This is a genomic window from Arenibacter echinorum (genome assembly GCF_003259375.1).
Taxonomy (GTDB): Bacteria; Bacteroidota; Bacteroidia; order Flavobacteriales; family Flavobacteriaceae; genus Arenibacter; species Arenibacter echinorum.
In genome coordinates this window covers 599,166-621,787 of sequence record NZ_QLLN01000001.1, presented here as the reverse complement: position 1 = coordinate 621,787, position 22,622 = coordinate 599,166, and the positions used below count along the sequence as shown (strand labels likewise).

The following is a 22,622-nucleotide window of genomic DNA, read 5'->3' as shown; positions in this document are numbered from 1 at the left end:
TAAAACAAAACGACCATGAATAAACTAATTTTTATATTTTCCTTCTTAATTCTACAAAGTTGTGCAACTATAAACAGTAAGCCAATTGTAGAAAAACCTCGAATATTGATCAGTTCGGATATTGGAGGAACCGATCCCGACGACTTTCAATCCATGATACATTTATTGATGTATTCCGACCTTTTCCAAATAGAGGGCCTGGTTTCTTCCCCCTTTGGCAATGGTCGCAAAAAGGATATTCTAGATATGATAGACCTATATGAAAAGGATTTACCTGAATTAAAACCACAGTTCCCGAACTTGACCCATCCAGATTCCTTGAGAGCAGTTTGCAAACAAGGAACAAAACTAGAGGCACCATATAAAGGATATAATAAAGCCACGGAAGGTTCGGAATGGATCATTAAATGCGCCAATAGAACAACGGGCCAACCCCTATGGATTTTGGTCTGGGGCGGTTTGGAAGATTTGGCACAGGCGCTACATGATGCACCTGGAATTGAGGAAAAAATAAGGGTATATTGGATTGGTGGTCCAAATAAAAAATGGAGCATCAATGCCTATGCCTACATTGCAAAAAATCACCCTAACCTATGGATGATCGAAGCTAATGCCACCTACAGAGGCTGGTTCATGGATTCCGAATCACCCAAAGAACTCAAAGGCAAATCCTATTACAACAACTATATCCAGGGAAGAGGGGCCTTAGGGAAAAATTTTAAAAATTACTATAACGGCGAAATTAAAATGGGCGACACACCATCCTTAGCATATTTGATGAATGGAGACCCAAATAATCCAATGGGCGAAAGTTGGGGCGGAAGTTTTACCCCGATCAAAAATAGCTCACGAACTATTTTTGAAGGAAACAGCAGCAAGAATGATACGGTAGCCGCCTATGCCGAATTGGAATGGCGATTTAAAGGTCCAGACTTGCCCATTCCACAAGATTCCATTTGTTTTACATTGGAGATTTCAAATCAAACTTGGCCCGGATATTACCTTGGCAATGGTATTTATGGGGTACGCTACTCCTCTAAAAAACCGGAAACCGGCAGCTATTTTACCAAAAGTACCATCCCCGAATTGGATGCCCAAAAAGGTCAGTTTGTTAGTACAACCCCATGGCCAGGAAAAACAACTCCCAATGATTACCCCCTTGGTTCCAATTGGTATAGCGACAAGCCTGCTCCCGACCTTTATATCGGCGATCAACAAGGCGCAAAAACAATTTCAAAACATCGGGAAGCCTATTTAATGGATTGGGCTAAAAGATGGCAATCACTAAACAAATAAAAAGGATGAAAATTAACAACCTCATTGCAATAGTTGGCATTGCCTTACTAACCACTACCGCCATTGCACAAGAAAAGCCTAGAGTATTTGTTCTTACCGACATAGAAAATGAACCGGATGACGCCATGTCCATGGTCCGTTTTTTGGTATACGCCAATCACTATGATATTGAAGGATTGGCAGCTACTACATCTGTTCACCAACAAAACAAGGTAGCCACTTATCGTATTCAAGAAATTGTAAAGGCCTACGATAAGGTAAGGGATAACCTTGAAAAACACGAATCAGGTTTTCCTTCCGGAGAATATTTAAAGTCCAAGATTACAGAAGGCCTACCGGAGTACGGAGTAAAAGCTATTGGGGTTGGAAAAGATTCCCCAGCCTCCGAATTATTAATTAAGGTCGTCGACAAAAATGACACAAGGCCATTGTGGGTAACGGTTTGGGGCGGACCAAATGTGTTGGCACAGGCACTCTGGAAAGTTAGGGAAACACGTTCAAAAAAAGATTTGGAACAATTTGTCAAGAAGCTACGGGTTTACACTATTTCCGATCAGGACGATAGCGGCCCATGGATCCGCAAGGAATTTCCAGAACTATTCTATATTGTAAGTCCTGGTTTTAATGCAGGTGGCGGCTATCATCATGCCACATGGAGTGGAATAAGCGGTGATTTTTTTCATGCCCGTTGCGACGGAGCCGATTTTAGCACCGTCACAAACGAATGGCTGGATCAAAATATACGGAAGAAAGGTCCTTTGGGTGCCGAGTACCCGATGTGGGATTATTTAATGGAAGGAGACACACCCTCATTCCTAGCATTGATCAATAATGGTCTAAGTTATCCTGAACACCCAGAATGGGGTGGCTGGGGCGGTAGGTACGAATATTATACCCCAAGGATGCAAAAGTGGTTTTTGTATCCAGAAACCAGACCTATCTTTTCCGATGCTGTAGACGAAGTCTTAGGTACTGATGGCCGATGGCACTCGGGCAACCATGAAACTATTTGGCGTTGGAGAGAAGATTTTCAAAACGATTTTGCCGCCAGAATGGATTGGACTATCCTACCATTTGAAAAGGCAAACCACCCTCCTGTAGCTAAACTTGGACATGCACAAACTCTTGTCGCTAAAAAAGGAGACAAAATACTTTTAAGTGCCCTAGGTTCCAAGGATCCCGATGGAGATGCCCTCTCATACCATTGGTTTTTTTATGAAGAAGCTGGCACATTTTCAGTCTCTAGCGCACGTAGTGGACAACCTTTGACCATTCAAAACTTTGACCAACCTGAAGCCTGGTTTACCGTACCAAAGAGTAGAATTGGTGGTTCAGGAAAGGGAACCATGCATATTATTCTTGCGGTAACAGACCATGGCTCGCCACGTTTAACCCGATATGAACGGGTAATAGTCAATATTGAAGAGTAACAATTGCAAAATGAAAAATATTCTTTATTCAAGTTTCATAATTCTGTTTTTTGCTTTTCATACCTCAGTAAATGGTCAGAGCCAAAAACAACGTATAATTGTAACCTCAGATGGTGAAATAGACGATGAGTGTTCCATGGTTAGATTTTTACTTTACGCCAATGAGTGGGATGTTGAGGGCATTGTAACCTCAAGTTCCCAATACCATTGGCATGGCCACAAATGGGCGGGAGATGACTGGATAGACCCCTATCTTGAGGCCTATGCGGAGGTATACCCAAACCTGATCAAGCACAGCAAGGATTACCCTACACCCCATTATTTAAAATCGATTAATTTCCTTGGAAATGTTGAAAGTGAAGGGGAAATGGACTCCATTACCCCCGGATCTACACATATTGCGAATGTTCTTTTGGATGAATCCGATGACAGACCCATCTGGATTCAGGCTTGGGGAGGCACCAACACCATTGCCAGGGCCTTAAAAACCATTGAAGAAAAACATTTTGACAAGATGGCATATGTTGCCAAAAAATTGCGTTTTTTCTTTATCTGGGAACAGGATGACACCTATCAATCTTACATTCGTCCACACTGGGAAAAATATAATATCCCTACAATTATATGTGATCAGTTTTGGGCCGTTGCCTATCAATGGGACAAAATAATGCCCCAGGATAAACAAATTTTTTTTAAAAGCGATTGGATGAAATCGAATATTTTGGAGAATCACGGTCCACTTTGCTCCTTGTATGAAGCGTATAAAGGTGGTAATGATAAGGAAGGGTTTATTGCAGGTGATGCCAAATCTAAAGGTGATTTTAGATCAGAAGGCGATTCACCAGCGTTTATTTACATTATTCCAACAGGACTCCGCTCTTTAGAATCTCCGGACTATGGGGGTTGGGGCGGACGCTATATCAAGGTTAGGGAAAATACTTGGCTTGATCCGGTTCCCCAAGCTGATTATAAATATCCAGAAGGACGATGGTACACCCAAACCGCATGGGGAAGAAACTACATGCGAAACGATTATCCTAAGAATTTAGATTTAATGAATGCTTATTTTAAACCTATTACCCGATGGGCAGATGCATTACAGAACGACTTTGCCGCTAGGGCCGATTGGTGTACAAAACCTTATAATGAAGCTAACCACCCTCCCATTGTAAAACTAAATAGCGCTCTGGATATTACGGCAAAACCTGGCAGTAAAATTAAATTAAACGCCAAAGGAACACTGGATCCCGATGGCGATCAACTAAGCTACTCCTGGTGGCAATACCAAGAAGCCGGTACCTTTAAAGGGAACATTGAAATACCAAATGCCCAAAAGCAAAATACTTTCTTTAAAATCCCAAAAAATGCCGAGAAAGGTGAAAATATACACATCATATGCGAAGTAACGGACAATGGTACACCAACGCTAACCAGATACCAGCGCATAGTTGTTACAATTAAATAGTATTAAAAATGGTTAACCAAGGAATTTATATAGGGCGATTAAAAAACTATATTCTATATAATCCGCGAATTAAATCCTTGGATCGGCGATGGCCAGTTTATTTACCATTCCTATTGATGGGCCTAAAAGTTGACACACAAAATCAATCACCTGCCACCTATGTCAATATCGAATAAGAATAAGTTTCCGATCATAAACAGCTCCTGTATATTCATGAGTCCAACGAAAAAGTGGTCTGATCATAGCTTGACCCAAATAAACTTTTAAAACCCCACCCAACTAAAACAAAAGAAAAATGAACTCAATAAAAACCACTACTAAAGTATTCAGCTCCTTCATAAAAAGGTTATTGTTTGTCGCATTAACTAGTTTGTCCCTTGTTGCAACCTCCCAAACACCTTGGCAAAATGGTGCGTTAGAAGTTTCTTCCAATGGACACTATATACAACATACAAATGGCAGCCCATTTCTATGGATAGCGGATACCGGATGGGGCATGGTCCAGCAATTGACGCGGGAAGAAATTGACCTTTACCTGGAAAATCGACAAAAACTTGGTTTTACGGTCATTCAAACCGTGGCATTCTGGTATCCACATGGAGGAGGAATGGAAATGGGACCGCATAATGCAGCCAACACCTATGGTTTTCGTCCTTTTAGTGGTAGCGAAGATATGCCAAATACCTCTGAACCTCTTGTGGTTTCTGGTGGAGGCCCCTCCACTCCTAATGATTATTGGGACCATATGGACTATGTGGTCCAGGCGATTAAAAAAAGAGGGCTGTACCTAGCTCTACTGCCCTGCTGGGGCCGTGCCTATATTACACCACAGATGGGTGGGGCACAACAGGAATTTTCTGAGGACGAAGCCAGAACTTATGGGGCATTTTTAGGCAAACGCTACCAAGATGAACCTAATATTATCTGGATTCTTGGGGGCGATGCAAAAGCCCAAATTGATGGTTATGATAAAAACGCCAACCTTCAGCAATGGGACAGGCGTAATATTTTTCGCGCCATGGCGGAAGGCATAGCGCTGGGTGTTACTGGCCAACGTCCGAAATGGAACGAAAAACACTCCGTATGGAACAAGGTCTTCATTACTTTTCACCCTGATGGGGACGCCCCAGATAATTCTTCAAAATGGTTTCATTCAGATGAATGGCTTACGGCAAATGGCGTTGAAGTGTGGCGCGAACTTGACCAAGTCTACCCAACAATGTTAGGGGATTACCAATTGAACAAACCAATTAAACCAAGTCTTTTTTTAGAAGGATCCTACGAATATGGTTCCTATCGCCATGTATGTGGTTGGGTTACACCGGTAAAAATTAGACGACAATTTTATCAAACCTTCTTTGCCGGTGGCGCGGGTCATACTTACGGCGCAGGCCCCATCTGGTCCATGCGGGGAATTGAGGGGGATTACAATTGCGGTTATACCTGGCAGCAAGCGTTGGATTTTCCTGGTGCTATACAAATAACCAATGTGGCCAAAGGATTTTTAATGGACCACAAGTGGCACCAATGGATACCCAATGGGAATAGTATCTTAGGAATTGGCGAAGGGGAAAACCTAAAAACTGCCGTGACCACGGAATCGAACGATATGGTAATCGTCTATTTTTCCAACAACTCAAATTGTGAGGTAACCAATATACTAAAAAAGGATGCCGAAGCTTATTGGTTCTATCCTAGAGATGGCCAAAAGGAAAACATAGCCGGCTTTAAAGTAAATGAGTCCCGTGATATGATTCCGCCCAACGGGTGGGAAGATGCCATATTGGTACTTCGGATTGATTAGTAAAATATAAAATGAGGAACATGAAACAAACAGTTTTAGCAATAGGGTTTGTATTAATTGGACTTAGTGCATGCGCACAACAACTGGCCTTCCCCACCGCTGAAGGGCACGGAAAGTATACCGTTGGCGGCCGCGGAGGAGATGTATATGAGGTTACTAATATCAAAGATAGTGGTGAAGGAAGCTTACGTTCCGCGATTGAGACCAAAGGACCAAGAACCGTAGTATTTAAGGTTTCAGGAACCATAAAACTGGAAAGTGATCTTCGAATTGAAAATCCCAACATTACCATAGCAGGACAAACAGCACCCGGAGATGGAATTACCTTAAGGGGACGCCCACTTCTGATAGATGCAGACGAGGTTATCATCCGCTATATTAGAGTACGTCTTGGGGATGAATCAGGTGACGAAACAGATGCCATCTCAAGTAGATATACCAATAATCTCATTTTAGATCATGTTTCCGCAAGTTGGAGTATAGATGAAACCATGTCTATTTACCATGGCAAGAACGTTACGGTGCAATGGTGCATAATTTCTGAAAGTCTATATAAATCCAATCACCAAAAAGGAAATCATGGCTTTGGAGGCATCTGGGGATCCGATTATAGCACCTACCACCACAATTTAATTGCCAACCATTCCAATCGTAACCCGCGTTTTGCTTCGGGATGTGGAAATGTTGACTACCGGAACAACGTAATATACAACTGGGGTTATGAGTCAGCCTACGGGGGTGAAGTGGCCCAGGTGGGCAATACCAAATTCAACTTTTCCAATATTAATATGGTGGCAAATTATTATAAAGCCGGGCCAGCCACAGTACCGGGTGAAATTAGACACCGTATAGTAGCACCATGGTCACGCAATAAGGCGGACGATTACGGGAAATGGTATGTTTCGGGCAATGTGGTTGAGGGCAATCAGTGGGTGTCGGAGAACAATTGGCTTGGAGGAGTACAGCCTCAGGACGGCAGCGAATACATTAAGGGGCTTAAACTAGAACAACCATGGCAGGCATTAGCAATCCAGCAGCAGCTGCCTGAGGAAGCCTATGCTTTGGTTCTTAAAAATGCCGGAACAACCTTGCCAAAACGTGATGCAGTAGATCTCCGTATTATTAACGAGGTAAAAAATGGTGCTGCGACTTTTGAAGGATCGACTTATAAAAAAGATCATAAAATTGCAGATCTATCAAAAACAAGTGGCATTATTGATTCCCAAAATGATGTTGGGGGTTGGCCAGAATTAAAAAGTCTGCCTGCCCCAATAGATACCGATCATGATGGTATGCCCGATGTTTGGGAAAAAGAAAACAATCTTGATTACAATAATGCCACTGACAGAAACACAATGACCTCCGATGGTTATACTATGCTGGAAAAATATTTAAATTCCATTGAGTAGAAATTTCACTGGCTCCAATTTTAAAAATTACAATCAAACAATAATCTGTATTAAAAAAATTAAGTTCTACCAACAGGAGATTTACAGAGCCATCCAATAAAATTGCCAAAAACAGAAAACAAAAAAAACACTGATAATCAGAATATTAACAGTGTTTTTTGATACTACCTATTTCTAGGTTCGTCGGGATGACAGAATACAACTACTTGTTACAAATGATTGATTATCAGTATTTTGCATGTACTTATCAAAATCAAATCCCTTTAAGGACACTCGATTTATAAATAGCTCAAGAACGTATTGATTATGTGTTATTTACGAGTTAAAATTACAAAGAAAATCAGATATCATCAAATATAGAAAACTCCAAGATTAGCTAGGTGTCTTCATTTTTAGCAAAGATACCCACCAATAGTAATGCTCAAATTAAAAAATGATCCCAATTAAAGTTCTTTTTACAGAACCAGGAAAAGGAATTAAGAACTACCCTAACTATTAAGCTATTAAAAATCATGACACTAGTGTCTTATCTTTAACCATGGTTATCTATCGGCCTTCTCTTTCCTATTATCCTTCATAGCTACAACCGTCACTTTGCCTTTATTGAAAATGTAATAAACAGTTGTGTTTTTGTGAATGACCGCTCGCCTTAAAAGTTTTTGACTTTTTGATTCAGGATATAATGTAGGGAAATTAGATACCGTTAATTCAAATTGCCGAAGCAATCTTTCAAATTTAACGACCTCCTTGACAGTGAACTTTTGAATAAGGTAATTTTTAATGGCAATGGCGTTTATCAGAGACCTTTTTGTCCATTCTACCCTGTAAGGTTTATCCATTGGTCAAACCGTTCCAGAATTCATTGGATTTCATGGTTTCACCTTGTTGATAATCTCTGATACCACTTAGAATATTAACCCTATCACTTTCTGTAAGTTCTTCCCACCAGTCGATGGATTTGCCCTCACTGGATAATTTAACGGAACTAAGCAGACTTAAAATAGAATCATCGGTTAAAGATTGGATCCATCCAACAAGCTCCTTTTTAGTATTGTTCAATTCTGCTGTGCCCATATTATCATTTTAAAGTAAAGTTACAAAAACCGTACAATTATGAATTAATTCAAAGACGAACTTTTTTTTCACCGGGTATGTCCTTGTATTTGAACTTTCAAATTTGCTTTATGAAGATAGAGATAAAATATTTGTGCTATAAATCGTTCATTTATTAAAACTAGGTAAAATTTAGTAGTTTGGTTAATTGAGCTTTTATGGGACACTTTTGGCCATGTATGTAATACGGCGAGATGTCCATACCAACGACATATATGCTGCATATGTCAAAATATTTGAGTTTTATCGACATACTTAACTTGTACAACAACTAGCCATCCATAAATGCCGCTGCCATTAATTGTTGTTCTGATTTTATCCAACCTTTATCATATTCGAAGCTAACGTCTTTTTTTCGCTTGGCATAATGGGCCACAAGAACACCTATCATCTTAGCTTCTGGCATTCCCCGCCAATGTGCATAAACGGATATATCAAATTTACCTTGTGCCATTCTTCCCTGTTATAATAAATCTAAGTCCTGAAGTTTTCTTCCGAATACATCATCTGTTGCCAACTTTAAAAAATCATCTTGCAAACCAAGTGCAATCAGAACATTAAAGTATGAACCAATCGCTACCTTTGAATTCCCCTTTTCTATCTGATACAAAGTCTTTCTATCTATACCTGCCCGTTCGGATACCTGAATAGTGGTAAGCTTTCTTCGTTTACGCGCAAGCTTTATATTCTCTCCTAATTGCCCCATTGTCCTCTGGTATTTTGGAAAAAGGACAGCTCTCTTATTTTTCATAATGGGTAATATTTTCCCCAAATATGGCAATTATGGGGATATTAATACTCTTTTTTAAATAGAATTATTTTCAAGAATCAATGAGTAATCATATCATAAATTGAGCTTACAGGAAAAATTCCACTATTATTTATAACAGTGAAAGCGTAACCCTTTCAATTTATTGTAACAAAGTCAGGGTAATTTTTTTAATTTTTTGTAACAAAGTAAGGGTAAATCGTATTCTAAAGCTCAGATTGAAATGACGTTTTAAAATTATGTTAGCAAGTAGCTCCATTATTATGACTGAATATAAATCATAGAAAAGGAAGGCCAATACACAAAAATTGAATAGTTTTCTTCCTTCCCCTTACTTTCAAAAAATATCCGTTATGACACAAATTGATATTGATAAAACCAGCTTGTTCATCTCTATTTCGATAGTACGTTTTTTATGGTAAGTTAGTCACTATTATAAATTCTTGTAGGCAATATTTAATGTATATGCATGAGTTAATTAATTAAAGGTTTCATAGAGAGGACTTTTGATGATTTTTACTATACCACTAGCCTTCGTAAAAGGCCCTTTAATTTATTTGGATATTCCCGAGGCCTATTAATTCAAAAGTAGCTCTTAAGCCGATTTTATAATGTGGCTAAAAAAAATCAATTTTTAATAATATCTGGTTTAAAAAAAACATATTACATAAACCAATGGTTTACATACAGTTTAAAAAATAAACTATATATTTACTTTGGTTTAAAAAAAATCAATTTTATCAACCATGAGTTTAAAAAAAGAACAAAAAATAAACTCTCTTCTAAAATCAAAGCCATCTTCAATAGTTTATCTGACCGCATGGCTAACTCAAAGAGGGTTTTCTAATCAGCTACTTGACAAGTATAAAAAAAGCAACTGGTTTACCTCAATCGGAACCGGTGCCATGATACGTTCGGGCGATAAGGTCGGTTATGAAGGTGCAATCTATGCACTTCAAGTACAAGCTGGGATGTATATTCATCCTGCGGGCAAGACAGCCCTATCCATACTTGGTAAATCCCATTATTTGGAACTATCACCAAATAAGGTAACACTTTTTGGTGGGCAACAAGAAAAGCTGCCCACCTGGTGTATACAACATGACTGGGGTGTAAAATTGGATTATCACAGTTCTTCATTTCTACCATCTAATATAGGCCTTGTTGAAGTAGAACTAAAAACCTACTCAATAAAAGTGTCCAGTGCCGCAAGGGCCATGTTAGAGTGCCTATTTTTAGCGCCAGAACATCAAGAATTAGTAGAGTGTTACCAACTAATGGAGGGATTAAACAATCTAAGACCCAATCTTGTTCAAGATTTACTGGAAAACTGTACCTCCATCAAGGTAAACCGCCTATTTATGTATCTAGCTGAAAAAGCCAACCATAGTTGGGTAAAACACTTGAATATGGATAAAATAAATTTGGGAAGTGGAAAACGAAGTATTGTAAAGAATGGTGTTTATGACCCAAAATATAAAATAACTGTTCCAGTTGAACTAGCCAATGGAGAATTATAAATCCCAAGTTTCATTGCTGTTAAGTGTACTACCCGAAGTAGCAAAAGAAAATAACTTTGCTCTTCACGGTGGTACTGCTATCAATCTCTTTCTTCGAGAAATGCCTCGACTTTCAGTGGATATTGATTTAACATATATTCCAGTTGAGGATAGGAATACTTCCTTAGTCCATATTTCAGAAGCACTCGCGCGAATCAAATCCAATATTGAAACTATTATACCAAATGCTCGAATATCACATAAAGAAAAAGAACTCAAGCTTTTAATTACCAATAATCAGGCCCAAATAAAACTGGAAGTAAGCCAAGCGATGCGAGGCATAATAGCACCGGTAACAGAAATAGGATTGTGTCATAAAGCACAAACGGCTTTTGATGCGTTTTGCTCCATTCATGTGGTACCTATAGGACAACTCTACGGAGGAAAAATATGCGCCGCACTGGACCGTCAGCACCCGAGGGATTTGTTCGATGTTAAATATCTTTTAGAAAATGAGGGGTTTGCTGATGAAATAAAAAAAGGATTTCTTTTTTGCCTTTTAGCAAGTAAGAGACCTATATATGAAATGTTGTTCCCAAACCTATTGGATCAGCGTTCCGCAATGACCAATCAATTCGACGGAATGAGCAATGAACCATTTACCTATGATGATTTTGAAACCACCCGGAATTTACTAATTCAAAACATCCATAAAAGTTTAACTACTGCCGATAAAGATTTTCTGTTGAATTTTGAAAATGTTACTCCAGATTGGAGTTTATACAATTTTAAAGGATTTCCTGCTGTGCAATGGAAATTGCAAAACTTACAAAAGCTAAAGGAAACAAACCCTGAAAAACACAGCAAGCTAATCAATATATTAAAGGATAGATTATAATTGCCTCCTATACAATTCAAATTATTCAATTGTTACAAGCCACTTAAAATTATATTTTAGCAGAATGCATATGCTGTACGTTGAATATATGAAGTATCTAGTATATCTCTAAAACTCTGATTCCGCATACTTATATTGGTTTAAAACAATTAAAATATATGCCAACAGTCTTTACTCTTTAGGTAGTTTAAGTCCTTTAAATACTTCCTTTAATAATTCACAAGGATCAATGTCTATTGCCAAGGCAATCAAATAGAGCTCATCCGCCCGAAGTTTAGTAGATTCATTAGAACTTAATTGGGAAAGCCTAGCCTGACTAATACCTGTTCGTCTTGAGACCATGGCGCGATTTACCGATTTTTTGGTTAAAAATAATCCTAACGGAGTCATAAATCTATTGAATTTGATTACATAAATATACTTTTCTTAATGAAAAATATAGAATATCTAAAATTTTGTTTGGAATTTCAATAGATTATCTATAGATTTGATTAGATAATCTAAAGATATATTAATGATTCTAACACACTATGTATTATGGGCCACGAAATCAGTAAATCAGAACAAAACATAATTAATACAGAATGCCGAAAGTATTTGGAAAATCGAGATCCAATCAAAGAAAACACGTTTGTTAAGGAGAGTACTTCTCAAGTGGAAAGTCGGGAATCGGAGGAAAAAAGCATCTTGGATAAAATAAGCGAATTGGCCAAAGAACATTTCCATACTTTAAAACGCTACCCCTCCAAAAAGGAACTCTATACCATAAACCTTATCACCGATGGCTATCTGGAAACCTCCTTTATGATTTCCAGTTTATTAAAGGTATGCATCACGGCATTGGATGCGGAACGCACCCCAAATAGTGTCGTTCCAGAACCCGAACAGAACATTCGTGAAGTACTCGGGTATATACTCAATATGATACCCTATGAGGAAATGGAATTCCTTGATAAGATCCGGCATATTTTACCGAATATGGAAACTAAATGACAACCCTAAAAATACAGCCTATGAAAAAGAAAAAATTAAAGACCCTGAACGACATTCACAAACTGCACCAAAATCTAGTTGGTTTATTAAAACAGGATTCTGGTTATTCATCTGAAAATTTTAAGGTATCCATAGAGGTAAGGGACAACAATGATCTGCTGTTGAACATAGCGAGCCTTCTTGAAGTATGTGTATTTGCTCTGGACGGGAACGGAATGCTATTGTCTCCAAACAATCAAAATGTAACCAAACATGACAGCGTTAGCAGGGTGCTGGAATTGGTCCTAAATATACTTCCGCATAGTCAAATGGATTTTATGGACTACGTAACCGAAAAGCTGAACCGTTTGAACAATGCCAAAACAAAATCATCTGAATAAATATGAACTATGAACCCAAACGAAGAAAAACTGATCAATAGCTTAAAACATCAGGCACTGGACCACCACCCTACCTTAAGGCCCCACCCGTTCTTTAATAATAAATATGAAGTAAGTCTCTTTTATGTAGATAATCATGTAGATTTGATGTTGACCGTCCGAGCCATGCTCTACCTGGCCATGAAGACAATCGACCCGGAATTGTACGATAACATCAATGACAGATATGAAAAGGAATATATTCGTCAGGCACTTACAATTGCCAATAGGTTATTACCGCAAGGGGAAGAGGCACTTTTGGACGACCTCAATCTTTATTATAGAGAGGAAAAATTGAGGGAGGGATTAAAATAATACCTTGAGCATGGTCCCTAAATCTTACCATAACTTAACTGCGCGGGGATCCTAATTCGATTTTATAGCGTTCGGGATGATAAGCGTAAAGTAAAATCGAATTAGGGCGCAACCTTACTCCGGATTTAGAACACTATCCTGCTTTTGGACCCACTTTTCAAAATCCTTATAGATGATCGGATGGTCTTCAAAATAGCCTCTTGCCCTACCCAAACTTTCCTTTTTTACTTTTAAAACCTCAGCCTTTTTTTTCCGTTCATAGTTGATAAAATAATAGCCCATGTAGCCAAATGCCGAAGTGTTCATTATTATGAAAAGGTATAGTATCAACATCTCCCATTTTGGTGTCCATCTAGATTTTTCTATATTTTTCAAGACTTCATCCATCCGCTTATTATAAAATTCCAAGTTGATCTTTTGCAGCCTTAAAAAATCTTTTAGTTGAAACTCCAAATGAGAAGTGTCCGCTGTTATTTTTAAGTCGTCAAATTTTGTGGATAGTTCTTCCAGTTTACCAATGGAGTTGTTGAACCCGGATATTTCTTGGGTAAGCACTTCCATAATTTCGTCCAGTTTTGCCATGATATTATATTTCCATTCCCAGTCCAATTGATTTCTTAATCGCAATAGTTACCACCTTTTTGGCAATAGTTGCCGCCAGGTTAGGTGATAGCCCAACGGGCTTGCCCAGTAGTTTTATCCTATTTTCTTTAGCCATCTTTTGGGCTACATTTTTATCCCATCCCATATTTCCAGCTATGTTTCCCATGGACATGGAGCGATGTACTTCGCTCCCCTTTAAATTATGCCCCTTGTATTCAAATCGGAAACCTTGGAGTTGGTTTTGCTTATTGATACTGGGAATCACCTCCACACCGTTCTTGGCCATATCGTTGATGTACTTATCAAAGTTTTTTGGTTTGTCCTTTTCCATAACCTTATCGTGTATCCGTTTGATTTCCGCTCTGACCTGTTGAATCTGGTTCAGTTTTTCCTGCTGCACTTCTTTTACCGTGGTCAGGCCCATTTGCTTGGCCACTTTTTCCGCCGCCTGTTGGCTCCGTTTTCCTATAAAACTATCCTTGTAGGCATTCCCATTGAAATCGATACGGTTTACATATACGTGTACATGGGTATGTTCCTTATCCCTATGCACAAAGCCGATGGCCTGGTGTTCCTGTAGTTTCATTTCCTTAAGGAACCTTTCAACAATTTCATTCAGATTTTCGTTGATCATTCCCTGCCCATCTTCAATTGTTGGGCTGAGTACAAAACTCAAGGTATTCTTTTGGCAAAGATGGTTTTGCTGCTGGATGACCTTGAACTCCTGAGTGATGTCCCTAGGATTGTCTCCCGACAAATGTTCGCGGTAGACGACTTCCGCCTCCTTCTCCCCGTTCCAACCATAACCCATGGAAGCTCCGGTATGCGATATGGATTTTCCCATGCCTATCATTTCCTAAAGGATAAAAGATGTCGTCGTATCTCACTGGCCAATTGAACTACTTCATCTGCCAATTTCGGATTGCGTTTCCGGAACATATTCCCGATTAGCTTAAAATTTGTTTCATACCTAGACAGCATCTTGAACATCTCTATTTGTTCTTGGGTCAAACGTTCTATTATCCGGTCATCAAAAGCCGCACGACGACAATATTCACTTATGGAAAGTCCACTCCTATCGGCCTTGACCCTTAGCAATTTCTTCTCATAAATAGAACATCTAAACTGTACAAACTCGTTCTTCATTTTTGCATTTCTGAATCCTTACCCTCTAACCCTTTATAAAATACCCATTGAAACTCCATCCATCATCTTATATCGAAAATCAAGTTATTGGTTCCTATTCTTTTGCGACCCATCGGGAGCAAAAGCAAGATTTGTCATGACAATGACACATCTTGAATTCTCACTCAATCGGATTTTTTACGGCTACATTCCGTTTCATCATTTTCTACCTATCCACATACTTCTTACTTATTAGCGCTACTACTAATTAGCGTGTATTTACAGAACTACTACTTCTTTTTTCGTGGTAAGTGCTTATTAAATTCCCGATCCAAATAGTCATCTGATAAATTAGGTTCGCCCATTAACCAAGCATCAATAATATCCTTATCAAAGAATTTTTGGCGGATGTGTTTGTTACCTCCCATGGGGATTAATCGTAACTGGGTCAGTTTGTAAATCTTGCTTTTGGAGAGTCCCGTGTAGGCAACAAGATCATCTACGTTCATCACTTTTTTTTGATGCGAAAGAAGTCCCTTGATATCCCTTAAGAGATCTACCATGTCATTTTCTATTTCCATAATTCTCGCTTTAAAATAGCCGCAGTGCGGTCTACCTGTGTTACAAATGTTCGAAGCAAAGAAAGGAGATGCAAGCGGGTGAAAAGAAAAAAAAGGGGAAATCTACCCCATAAAATATTCAAATATCCCCCAAGAAATGGAAGAATGAATCTATCTGTTGTTCAAATTCATGATTGGGAGGAAACTCATTGTACTTTTTTGAAAGTATCTCCGCTGATATCAAGTTACCCTTATGGTAAATTTTTTGGGATCTCTCAAAGGATTTTAAGCTAATCCCCTTTTTAAGTTGTTTGAACTTATCCAGAATATATTTTAATTGCGGTTGGGTACAGTTAAAATGCAGCACCGAATCGTGGTCCTCAAAATCCAGAACCATAACTTCATAAAAATTGGAGAAGCTTGTTAAGTTCTCGTCCAGATATTCATATTGGGTCAAGGAACCATAGATCCTTCTAAGGACACGCTCATTGAAATCCATATTGAAACCGACTAGTTTCATTCGTGAACTTCGGCTTTGGTACTTCACTTTCTCTTTATAAGCATCAGATACCAAAATACCAAATATTAAAATCACGAAAAACCATATCGGAAGCAATGCCAACCAAAGGTTTTCGTAGGTTTCATAAAGATCGAACGAAAAGTAGACCATAAGTATTCCAAAAAGAATAAGCCCAAAAATCAGTCCATTATAACCTCTTCTCATAAAGGCATTAAAGTTCTGGTGAATTTTGTCTTTTCTCACCTTCAAGGCGACCAACCAATTGGCGATATTTTCGATTATCTTTTCCATTTTACAAAAAGCTGATTTCAAGATAATTAAAAGAATTTAGACCTTTTTACATTTTCGATGTTATGGTTCAAAAAATGGATAGCGATTTACCAGATTTTGTGGGTAGGGAGAAGAAAGGTCAAGCGGCCCTTCGCCGTTTGTTCTTTCGTGCGCCAGAGGAGGTCGAAAAAACCTACCTATGGCGGCAGGCCAGAACGGAAAAACTTCCCATGCGGACTGTCGTAGTATGTCCGCGTAGGGAGGATTGGATCGGAAGGGATTTTCGACTTCCGCAGGCTTGGAAAATAAAAAGTTACAGAAACACTGATTTCTCAATTCATGATAAGAAAAATTATGGACCAAATGTATTGTGCGCAATTTCCGTATATCTGAGAAAATTAAACTACTAGCTTTCCATTTTGTTAATCCTATCTCTTAAACCTCTCAATTTATTCATTAGTTCGTCGAATGGTTCTGTTTTTCCATAAAACATACTTTCTTGCATTGCCACATAATCCCTTTCCCAATCCTTCATTGCCCGATCAGGCGGTATAAAATCCAATGTTCTTTTAGCGTGTTTGGAATAATCTACCCAAGATACTTTAGTAAAAATTTTGCGATGTTGAATGATATTGGAGTATAAATGACTGTCAATTAAAGCACTTTCTCCAAATGGAGTATCCATCAACCTAGAAATATCATATAGATGCCTTGTCATTCGTTCACTAAATATTTCTCTATTTTCAGGCTTTTGAAACTCTTCATGTAAAAGAAAAAGTTTTTCTAAAAATGTTCTTGTGGGGAGGACTGTTGGTATATAAATTATTTCATCAGCAAAAGGTTGTCCATTGTACTTTGCACCAATGAAAGAGATGATACCCTTCTTTTCAAATGGGTCTCTTAACGACCTTGAACTAATTTCCACTAGAATTCTCGGTGCCAAATAGTCTATATGCTCAACAAGCGATTTGTAATGTATTTCTATTGCTAAGGGATCAGTATCAGATAGTACAAATTCACGAACTTCTATTGAAAATTCTCCCACATTTTGTGCATGAAGAGTTTTGGCTAATTCCTTGGGAAACACTTCGCTTGCAAATTTACAAGAAGCCTTTCTCAGGTGAGAAACTTTAGTGCGATTAAGTGTACCACTAAAGCCAAAAAATGATCTGTCCATCGCCAAATCAATATCTTCAGAGAACCTTTCAATTACACCCCAGGCCTTACTTAAAGATGTCCCGCCTTTAAAGACAAGGTGTTCAGTATAGACAGTACTGAAAATGGCACGTAAAACCGTTACAACCCACCAATCCTTTTCAATGGCTGCGGCCGGTAGACCTTTATCTATACTCGTTTGTATTATAGCTTCTCTCCGGTCGCTTACTGACAGGCTAAACCACTCCTTCATTTATTCTTTATTTTTTAGTATCTCTTCCATTATTTTTGAAATCCATACAGGTGCCAATTTCATGTCATGTTTGATAAGATCTTTATCGACCGTTTTTAGTATGTTCTTAATTTTTTCAAGCTGATTTCCATCCAAGTTTTTTTGCCCTATTTCTCGCAATGCCTGTATCACCAAAATATTTGTCTCACTTTTGGCCGAAAGAATTTTAGGAGATGCGATTTTATACTTTATAGTGTTATTTTTAATTTTAACAGTTCTAGGAGATCCATCGGTTAAGTATACAAGATTCATAGGAACTTGTGTAGATAATCCCAGTTTATTAAGGGCTTGGATTCCCGTTGGAATTATTCTTGCTTTATCCCTTTTTGAAATCGCCAAAGCAATTTCCTCTAATGATGGGTAAAGCAGCCCCAATTGCTTATGCTCCTTGGGATATAAGTAAATACCTTGTGCCAGTCGAACCAAAAGCCCTTTTTCCTCTAAACGTATTAAAGCTTGCCTGATTGCTGTAGAAGACCCAAATTTAACAAAATTATTCGGGAAAAATATTTTTCCACGCTTGTGATTTAAAATTGCATTTTTTATAAATTTTTCAGTAGGTACAAGCATTTTAAAATATATATTTCGTCACAAATTTAATGAATATTTGTGACGAAATTACATTGAGATAATAAATAAGATTTTATGAGTACAAAAAGGCATTATACTGATGAGTCGACAGGGGCAGTAATTACTGCCCCTGTCGACTCATCAAAAGTTTTTACCTTACTGCTTCTACACGGAATACCAAAAAATAATTAAAAATAAAAAATTCCGTGTAGAAGCAGTAAGGCGTAAAGTTAGTTTTTCAAAAACTGAAAGTCAATAATTTTCGTGGTATTCAAAGCTATGATATGAACAAAATAATTAACAACTTAATATCGGAACCTTCCTGGAAAAAAAGTACCATCAGAAATTAAAGACATCACAGATGAGCTAAATTATCACGAGTCTGCAATAAAATAGGAATGACATACCATTATCAAACTTCCGAAATATATCACTTAATAGTTAACTTAAAATACCAAGTATAATAATATGTTTAAAGAAAAAAAATATTATGGAGAAGTGTGGTTTCCAAAAGAAGAAACTAGGTGTTTTTGTGTTTTGTTGATAAATGATAACGACATTCTACTTGAAACAAACCTCCTAACCACAAAACCAGTTCATAAGGAGCCGCTAATTAATGGCATTTTTACTGGTTTAGGACATCTTACTTTTGTGGATTGTAAAATAAGAAAATCAGAGTCCGGCATTTCTCAAATGAAAATTTATGCCCCCAAGTATTCATTTATCAGCGCCCACCACCCAATAAATGCATTAAATTTAAAATTTCAAGAATTTAATGTCACCAATGATGCTATAGTCAGCTGGGTTAATCACGGAACATGGTACAATTCTACAGATCAAAAATTGATCAAGGAGGACGATATCTCTCAAGAAATCAGAATTGATGATGCAGGTCTTACAGTTACGATAAATCACTCTTTGAATATTAATTCTAAACGAACAGAACTACTAATTCGAAATTTTGGTTATGTTAAATTCAAATTGGACAATCCAGTAGATACTCTCGAAGCAAGTATCCATCCGAGCAACTACATTAGCTATTGATCTTCATATTCTGTAGTGAATTCAATATCTTTTCCTTCCGCTCTTGCCTGGAGCACCATTTGTTGTATGTTTTCGGGAAGGTTGCCCAGGGGCAGTATTAGTCCGTCAACCATTACCATATTATTAAAAGGGCTGTTCTCCTGCATGGCGTTTGTAGAAAATTCAGGGCTATAATACCATAGGTCGAACATATCCTTTATGGCCCGGGCCTTATTCGAGACCGTAGTCCCCTTGGTCCCGAAGTATTCGTTGACCTGTTTGGAACTCATATAAGGTTGGAACGATCTGTCGAACAAAAAATTTATCGAACCTATGGCATGGACCACGGCTGCCGCCCATATCTCCAATTTTCCCCTTGCGAAGGGGACATCCCTTTTTCTCCCCATCTTTTTGATGAGCTTTTCGCAAAGCCCGAAGTATTCATCGTTAAGTTTCTGCGCGCAGAAGGCCCCTGTTATTTCCAATAGTTGTTTTTCCTTTTCTTTTATCAGCTCTTTGGTCATATGCTGTTCTGTTTTTGATATCCGGGCAGGAGATCTTCGAGTTTTTGGACTTGCTATATTTAACTGGACTTAAAGTTAAGAGCGTGTTCGTTGTTTAAATTAACTTTGAAAAATGTCAAGAGAAAAAAGAAATTACACCGTAGAGTTTAAGGAAAAAGCTGTGGAACTTAGCTACGCACGTGGGAGCGTTGTGGAAATATGCAGGGAATTGGATATACCTACATCCGTATTGAGCCGCTGGCGCAGAGAATCGGATGCTTATGGCAAGAACAGTTTTCCGGGCAAGGGAAATCCGAAACTGACGGACGAGCAACGTGAGATTGCCGAGTTGAAGAAAAGATTAAGGGATGCCGAGCTGGAACGTGATATCCTAAAAAAGGCGATAGCCATCTTCTCCTAGGGCGACAGGAAAAATATAGGTTCATAAAACACCACAAATTTAAATTTCCAGTTGAGAAGATGTGCAAAATGTTCAAGTTAAGTAAAAGTAGCTATTATCATTGGTTGGGTAGGGGACCATCCAAAAGATGGTTGGAAAACCAAACAATATCCTCGGTCATTCGGGATATTTTCAAAGATAGCTTTGAGAGTTATGGGGCACCAAGGATCAAAGAGGAGCTCTCAAAAAAGGGATATCATGTTTCCAGACCAAGAGTTGCCAGGATAATGAGGGCCAATAATCTGTTTGCCAGAAGAAAGCGTAGGTTCAAGATTACAACGGATAGTGAACACAACTATCCATTGGCCCGTAATATTTTGAACCAGAACTTTACGGTCTTCAGAAAGAACCAGGTCTGGGTGTCCGATATTACCTATATAGAGACTAAACAGGGATGGATGTATCTGACCGTAATCATCGATCTGTTCCATAGAAAGGTCGTGGGGTGGTCGATGAGCGAAACCTTAAATACAAGCGATACTATAATACCTGCTTGGAATATGGCTGTTAAATCAAACGATATCACAAAAGAACTCATATTTCATTCCGATAGAGGATCTCAATATGCCAGTTATGGATTTGCCGATATCCTGAAAAATCACAATGCCCTTATAAAACAAAGTATGAGCAGAAAAGGTAATTGTTGGGATAATGCGGTGGCAGAATCATTTTTTAAGAGCTTAAAGGTAGAATGGGTCTACAAACATAGCTATACCCTTAGATCGGAAGCCGAGCTATCCGTCTTTCAATGGATAGAAACTTGGTACAACAGAAGAAGAATGCACTCCACTTTGGGGTATAAAACTATAGAGGAATTTGAAATAGAAATGTACAATCAAAAAACAGCAGCATGACTCTTATCTAATTGTCCACTTTTTTGTTGCAAGTCCACCTGCACTTTCTCCATAGGATTGAACATTATAATTTCTCAACAATCCTTCTTTGACAGCTCCGAGTTGGTCTTTTCCATTTCGTTTTTTAATTCCACCCTAGTAAAAAATCCGGCAACGCAACAGTTGCATCCGAGTAAAAAGTCCATCGTACGGTTTGCATTATTTCAGCTGATTCTTCTTGTATTTTTGGATAAGTTTTTCCGCCCCTTTTAGCATAATCATATGTGAACTCGGATTTATTGTAGGTAAATTTTTATCATCAGGAAAAATAGGGTCTTGATGTTCCGTCTTTCCATAAACCTGAGAAGAAGAGATTAAAATTTGTGAATTTAAGTCATATATTGAAATTGAAACAGAAGCGCTATTACTGGAATTTTCTATTTGATTCGGGAAAGATATAGAACCAGCACCGTCACTAATAACATTTCCTCCAATATTGATAATGTAATCACAACCAGTGTCTCTTTTTAATTCTTTCAAATCCGAGTCCGATAAATCAAATTTAATTTTTGGTGCCACCAGTTTGGTACTTCGCAAATCGTTCATTTCAATCAAAGAGTCCCCAAGAATTTTTTTGAAATCTTTAAGTGAATGGTGATAGAGTTCAGTATCGAATATTTTCGAGTTTGATTGTGTTCTGTTGAGAATCCATTTCCCATTGCTAAAGTCCAATTGCTTTCCGGTATCGAAGAAATAATTGTATTTCGCACCGGCACAAGAATAAAGGGTAGAAATTATGAGTATTAAGTATATTTTTTTCATTGAAAATTTATATGCCATAATAGTTGGCAACATTATAGGATTAAATAATGTAAGACAAGGGCGCAGTTTTTTTGGTTCGCCGTTGAATTTTGAGATTTCGGTTTTGCGCTATCCTAGTGTCAAGTCAACGTTTAAATGACGGGTAAGGAATGATGGATCTTGAGTTGGGCCAAGGCGCAAAAAACGCACATAGCCGCCCGCGTGTCGCAGAAGCTTTAGCGGAGGCACTAGCTACGTAAGGATTTTTGCAACGCAGGAGCGGCTCAAGAGACACTTTAAATTACCCGTAGGTTTAGGCTTGACTGGACACTAACTATTGATTTGGATCCTTTTTATTTCTTACCAATTTAGGGAATTTTGGTTTGTGTATGGAGGATTTTTCTTTGCTTTCCTTAAGTGGTAATGATTAAATAGGAATGGCTGGCATTAATAACCGGGATATATTATTAACTGGCAGGCCACTTGGTAAGGGGAAA

General features: G+C 38.2%; 26 protein-coding genes. 13 read left to right on the top strand and 13 right to left on the bottom strand.

Annotated elements, in window-relative coordinates; translation table 11 throughout:
* Positions 1-15 precede the first annotated feature (15 nt).
* The 5 genes from LV92_RS02725 (at position 16) to LV92_RS02705 (ending at position 7,404) form a co-directional block, all read left to right on the top strand.
* A complete protein-coding gene (locus LV92_RS02725) occupies positions 16-1,296 on the top strand; it encodes a nucleoside hydrolase-like domain-containing protein (RefSeq protein WP_111622095.1) in 1,281 nt (426 codons plus the stop codon).
* Between the two features lie 5 nt (positions 1,297-1,301).
* The gene (locus LV92_RS02720) at positions 1,302-2,726 is read left to right on the top strand and encodes a DUF1593 domain-containing protein (protein ID WP_111622332.1); all 1,425 of its coding nucleotides are present in this window, start codon (positions 1,302-1,304) and stop codon (positions 2,724-2,726) included.
* Positions 2,727-2,736: 10 nt separating this feature from the next.
* Positions 2,737-4,191 (top strand): DUF1593 domain-containing protein, encoded by a 1,455-nt coding sequence (locus LV92_RS02715; protein WP_111622094.1) that lies wholly within the window; start codon positions 2,737-2,739, stop codon positions 4,189-4,191.
* Positions 4,192-4,486: 295 nt separating this feature from the next.
* A complete protein-coding gene (locus LV92_RS02710) occupies positions 4,487-5,995 on the top strand; it encodes an apiosidase-like domain-containing protein (protein ID WP_111622093.1) in 1,509 nt (502 codons plus the stop codon).
* 20 nt (positions 5,996-6,015) lie between these two features.
* Entirely contained in the window at positions 6,016-7,404 is a 1,389-nt protein-coding gene (locus tag LV92_RS02705) for a pectate lyase family protein (RefSeq protein ID WP_111622092.1), read from the top strand.
* 831 nt (positions 7,405-8,235) lie between these two features.
* Here LV92_RS02705 and LV92_RS02695 read toward each other — a convergent pair.
* From LV92_RS02695 to LV92_RS02685, 3 genes are all read right to left on the bottom strand, one after another.
* On the bottom strand, positions 8,236-8,478 hold the full coding sequence (locus LV92_RS02695; protein ID WP_085496332.1) for a hypothetical protein: 243 nt from the start codon (positions 8,476-8,478) through the stop codon (positions 8,236-8,238).
* Between the two features lie 310 nt (positions 8,479-8,788).
* The gene (locus LV92_RS02690; protein WP_085496331.1) at positions 8,789-8,971 is read right to left on the bottom strand and encodes a hypothetical protein; all 183 of its coding nucleotides are present in this window, start codon (positions 8,969-8,971) and stop codon (positions 8,789-8,791) included.
* A gap of 9 nt (positions 8,972-8,980) precedes the next feature.
* Positions 8,981-9,268, bottom strand: coding sequence for a helix-turn-helix domain-containing protein (locus tag LV92_RS02685; RefSeq protein ID WP_085496329.1), 288 nt, complete (start codon positions 9,266-9,268; stop codon positions 8,981-8,983).
* Between the two features lie 764 nt (positions 9,269-10,032).
* Between LV92_RS02685 and LV92_RS02680 the strand changes: the two genes are divergently transcribed.
* Positions 10,033-10,806 (top strand): type IV toxin-antitoxin system AbiEi family antitoxin, encoded by a 774-nt coding sequence (locus LV92_RS02680; protein WP_085496327.1) that lies wholly within the window; start codon positions 10,033-10,035, stop codon positions 10,804-10,806.
* The gene (locus LV92_RS02675) at positions 10,793-11,683 is read left to right on the top strand and encodes a nucleotidyl transferase AbiEii/AbiGii toxin family protein (RefSeq protein WP_085496325.1); all 891 of its coding nucleotides are present in this window, start codon (positions 10,793-10,795) and stop codon (positions 11,681-11,683) included. The genes LV92_RS02680 and LV92_RS02675 overlap by 14 nt, the downstream gene beginning before the upstream one ends.
* Positions 11,684-11,854: 171 nt before the next feature.
* On the opposite strand, the gene LV92_RS02670 is transcribed toward LV92_RS02675, so the two are convergent.
* On the bottom strand, positions 11,855-12,073 hold the full coding sequence (locus LV92_RS02670) for a helix-turn-helix domain-containing protein (RefSeq protein ID WP_085496324.1): 219 nt from the start codon (positions 12,071-12,073) through the stop codon (positions 11,855-11,857).
* A gap of 147 nt (positions 12,074-12,220) precedes the next feature.
* On the opposite strand from LV92_RS02670, the gene LV92_RS02665 reads away from it, so the two are divergent.
* From LV92_RS02665 to LV92_RS02655, 3 genes are read left to right on the top strand one after another with little or no spacing between them, the layout of a single operon-like run.
* Entirely contained in the window at positions 12,221-12,676 is a 456-nt protein-coding gene (locus tag LV92_RS02665) for a hypothetical protein (protein ID WP_085496322.1), read from the top strand.
* Positions 12,677-12,696: 20 nt separating this feature from the next.
* Positions 12,697-13,056 carry a hypothetical protein gene (locus LV92_RS02660; protein ID WP_139827130.1) on the top strand — a complete coding sequence of 120 codons (360 nt, stop codon included), beginning with the start codon at positions 12,697-12,699 and terminating at the stop codon, positions 13,054-13,056.
* Between the two features lie 9 nt (positions 13,057-13,065).
* Positions 13,066-13,410, top strand: a complete 345-nt coding sequence (locus LV92_RS02655; RefSeq protein ID WP_085496318.1) for a hypothetical protein — start codon at positions 13,066-13,068, stop codon at positions 13,408-13,410.
* A gap of 114 nt (positions 13,411-13,524) precedes the next feature.
* Here the strand turns inward: LV92_RS02655 and LV92_RS02650 are convergent, their stop codons facing one another.
* From LV92_RS02650 to LV92_RS02630, 5 genes are all read right to left on the bottom strand, one after another.
* On the bottom strand, positions 13,525-13,992 hold the full coding sequence (locus LV92_RS02650) for a DUF6730 family protein (RefSeq protein ID WP_085496316.1): 468 nt from the start codon (positions 13,990-13,992) through the stop codon (positions 13,525-13,527).
* A gap of 4 nt (positions 13,993-13,996) precedes the next feature.
* Positions 13,997-14,857 (bottom strand): relaxase/mobilization nuclease domain-containing protein, encoded by an 861-nt coding sequence (locus LV92_RS02645; RefSeq protein ID WP_317045108.1) that lies wholly within the window; start codon positions 14,855-14,857, stop codon positions 13,997-13,999.
* A 5-nt stretch (positions 14,858-14,862) separates the two neighbouring features.
* Positions 14,863-15,159: a mobilization protein MbpA gene (gene mbpA / locus LV92_RS02640; RefSeq protein WP_085496312.1), complete on the bottom strand. Its 297-nt coding sequence runs from the start codon at positions 15,157-15,159 to the stop codon at positions 14,863-14,865.
* Positions 15,160-15,428: 269 nt separating this feature from the next.
* The gene (locus tag LV92_RS02635) at positions 15,429-15,719 is read right to left on the bottom strand and encodes a helix-turn-helix transcriptional regulator (RefSeq protein ID WP_085496309.1); all 291 of its coding nucleotides are present in this window, start codon (positions 15,717-15,719) and stop codon (positions 15,429-15,431) included.
* 118 nt (positions 15,720-15,837) lie between these two features.
* Positions 15,838-16,509, bottom strand: a complete 672-nt coding sequence (locus tag LV92_RS02630) for a hypothetical protein (RefSeq protein WP_085496308.1) — start codon at positions 16,507-16,509, stop codon at positions 15,838-15,840.
* A 74-nt stretch (positions 16,510-16,583) separates the two neighbouring features.
* Between LV92_RS02630 and LV92_RS02625 the strand changes: the two genes are divergently transcribed.
* Positions 16,584-16,898: a hypothetical protein gene (locus LV92_RS02625; RefSeq protein WP_139827129.1), complete on the top strand. Its 315-nt coding sequence runs from the start codon at positions 16,584-16,586 to the stop codon at positions 16,896-16,898.
* Here LV92_RS02625 and LV92_RS02620 read toward each other — a convergent pair.
* Both LV92_RS02620 and LV92_RS02615 read right to left on the bottom strand, forming a co-directional pair.
* Complete coding sequence (locus LV92_RS02620; protein WP_085496304.1) at positions 16,895-17,896, bottom strand: nucleotidyl transferase AbiEii/AbiGii toxin family protein; 1,002 nt, start codon at positions 17,894-17,896, stop codon at positions 16,895-16,897. The two genes, LV92_RS02625 and LV92_RS02620, sit on opposite strands and share 4 nt — an antisense overlap.
* Positions 17,897-18,505, bottom strand: coding sequence for a DUF6088 family protein (locus LV92_RS02615; RefSeq protein WP_085496302.1), 609 nt, complete (start codon positions 18,503-18,505; stop codon positions 17,897-17,899). It abuts the gene before it with no gap.
* A gap of 468 nt (positions 18,506-18,973) precedes the next feature.
* On the opposite strand from LV92_RS02615, the gene LV92_RS02610 reads away from it, so the two are divergent.
* On the top strand, positions 18,974-19,549 hold the full coding sequence (locus tag LV92_RS02610; RefSeq protein WP_085496300.1) for an ApeA N-terminal domain 1-containing protein: 576 nt from the start codon (positions 18,974-18,976) through the stop codon (positions 19,547-19,549).
* Here LV92_RS02610 and LV92_RS02605 read toward each other — a convergent pair.
* On the bottom strand, positions 19,543-20,052 hold the full coding sequence (locus tag LV92_RS02605; protein WP_085496298.1) for a DUF6398 domain-containing protein: 510 nt from the start codon (positions 20,050-20,052) through the stop codon (positions 19,543-19,545). The genes LV92_RS02610 and LV92_RS02605 overlap by 7 nt on opposite strands.
* 112 nt (positions 20,053-20,164) lie before the next feature.
* Here LV92_RS02605 and LV92_RS02600 point away from each other — a divergent pair.
* A protein-coding gene (locus tag LV92_RS02600) for an IS3 family transposase (RefSeq protein ID WP_245808633.1) occupies positions 20,165-21,345 on the top strand; the annotation gives its coding sequence in 2 pieces (ribosomal slippage) (positions 20,165-20,423 and positions 20,423-21,345; 1,182 coding nt in all).
* Between the two features lie 198 nt (positions 21,346-21,543).
* On the opposite strand, the gene LV92_RS02595 is transcribed toward LV92_RS02600, so the two are convergent.
* Positions 21,544-22,146: a hypothetical protein gene (locus LV92_RS02595; protein ID WP_139827128.1), complete on the bottom strand. Its 603-nt coding sequence runs from the start codon at positions 22,144-22,146 to the stop codon at positions 21,544-21,546.
* Positions 22,147-22,622: the final 476 nt, after the last annotated feature.

What these genes read in the sequence shown, in the direction of transcription:
- LV92_RS02725 (WP_111622095.1), top strand. Translation starts at nt 16, where the DNA reads ATGAATAAACTAATTTTTATATTTTCCTTCTTAATTCTACAAAGTTGT.
- LV92_RS02720 (WP_111622332.1), top strand. Translation starts at nt 1,302, where the DNA reads ATGAAAATTAACAACCTCATTGCAATAGTTGGCATTGCCTTACTAACC.
- LV92_RS02715 (WP_111622094.1), top strand. Translation starts at nt 2,737, where the DNA reads ATGAAAAATATTCTTTATTCAAGTTTCATAATTCTGTTTTTTGCTTTT.
- LV92_RS02710 (WP_111622093.1), top strand. Translation starts at nt 4,487, where the DNA reads ATGAACTCAATAAAAACCACTACTAAAGTATTCAGCTCCTTCATAAAA.
- LV92_RS02705 (WP_111622092.1), top strand. Translation starts at nt 6,016, where the DNA reads ATGAAACAAACAGTTTTAGCAATAGGGTTTGTATTAATTGGACTTAGT.
- LV92_RS02695 (WP_085496332.1), bottom strand. Translation starts at nt 8,478, where the DNA reads ATGGGCACAGCAGAATTGAACAATACTAAAAAGGAGCTTGTTGGATGG.
- LV92_RS02690 (WP_085496331.1), bottom strand. Translation starts at nt 8,971, where the DNA reads ATGGCACAAGGTAAATTTGATATATCCGTTTATGCACATTGGCGGGGA.
- LV92_RS02685 (WP_085496329.1), bottom strand. Translation starts at nt 9,268, where the DNA reads ATGAAAAATAAGAGAGCTGTCCTTTTTCCAAAATACCAGAGGACAATG.
- LV92_RS02680 (WP_085496327.1), top strand. Translation starts at nt 10,033, where the DNA reads ATGAGTTTAAAAAAAGAACAAAAAATAAACTCTCTTCTAAAATCAAAG.
- LV92_RS02675 (WP_085496325.1), top strand. Translation starts at nt 10,793, where the DNA reads ATGGAGAATTATAAATCCCAAGTTTCATTGCTGTTAAGTGTACTACCC.
- LV92_RS02670 (WP_085496324.1), bottom strand. Translation starts at nt 12,073, where the DNA reads ATGACTCCGTTAGGATTATTTTTAACCAAAAAATCGGTAAATCGCGCC.
- LV92_RS02665 (WP_085496322.1), top strand. Translation starts at nt 12,221, where the DNA reads ATGGGCCACGAAATCAGTAAATCAGAACAAAACATAATTAATACAGAA.
- LV92_RS02660 (WP_139827130.1), top strand. Translation starts at nt 12,697, where the DNA reads ATGAAAAAGAAAAAATTAAAGACCCTGAACGACATTCACAAACTGCAC.
- LV92_RS02655 (WP_085496318.1), top strand. Translation starts at nt 13,066, where the DNA reads ATGAACCCAAACGAAGAAAAACTGATCAATAGCTTAAAACATCAGGCA.
- LV92_RS02650 (WP_085496316.1), bottom strand. Translation starts at nt 13,992, where the DNA reads ATGGCAAAACTGGACGAAATTATGGAAGTGCTTACCCAAGAAATATCC.
- LV92_RS02645 (WP_317045108.1), bottom strand. Translation starts at nt 14,857, where the DNA reads ATGGGAAAATCCATATCGCATACCGGAGCTTCCATGGGTTATGGTTGG.
- mbpA (WP_085496312.1), bottom strand. Translation starts at nt 15,159, where the DNA reads ATGAAGAACGAGTTTGTACAGTTTAGATGTTCTATTTATGAGAAGAAA.
- LV92_RS02635 (WP_085496309.1), bottom strand. Translation starts at nt 15,719, where the DNA reads ATGGAAATAGAAAATGACATGGTAGATCTCTTAAGGGATATCAAGGGA.
- LV92_RS02630 (WP_085496308.1), bottom strand. Translation starts at nt 16,509, where the DNA reads ATGGAAAAGATAATCGAAAATATCGCCAATTGGTTGGTCGCCTTGAAG.
- LV92_RS02625 (WP_139827129.1), top strand. Translation starts at nt 16,584, where the DNA reads ATGGATAGCGATTTACCAGATTTTGTGGGTAGGGAGAAGAAAGGTCAA.
- LV92_RS02620 (WP_085496304.1), bottom strand. Translation starts at nt 17,896, where the DNA reads ATGAAGGAGTGGTTTAGCCTGTCAGTAAGCGACCGGAGAGAAGCTATA.
- LV92_RS02615 (WP_085496302.1), bottom strand. Translation starts at nt 18,505, where the DNA reads ATGCTTGTACCTACTGAAAAATTTATAAAAAATGCAATTTTAAATCAC.
- LV92_RS02610 (WP_085496300.1), top strand. Translation starts at nt 18,974, where the DNA reads ATGTTTAAAGAAAAAAAATATTATGGAGAAGTGTGGTTTCCAAAAGAA.
- LV92_RS02605 (WP_085496298.1), bottom strand. Translation starts at nt 20,052, where the DNA reads ATGACCAAAGAGCTGATAAAAGAAAAGGAAAAACAACTATTGGAAATA.
- LV92_RS02595 (WP_139827128.1), bottom strand. Translation starts at nt 22,146, where the DNA reads ATGAAAAAAATATACTTAATACTCATAATTTCTACCCTTTATTCTTGT.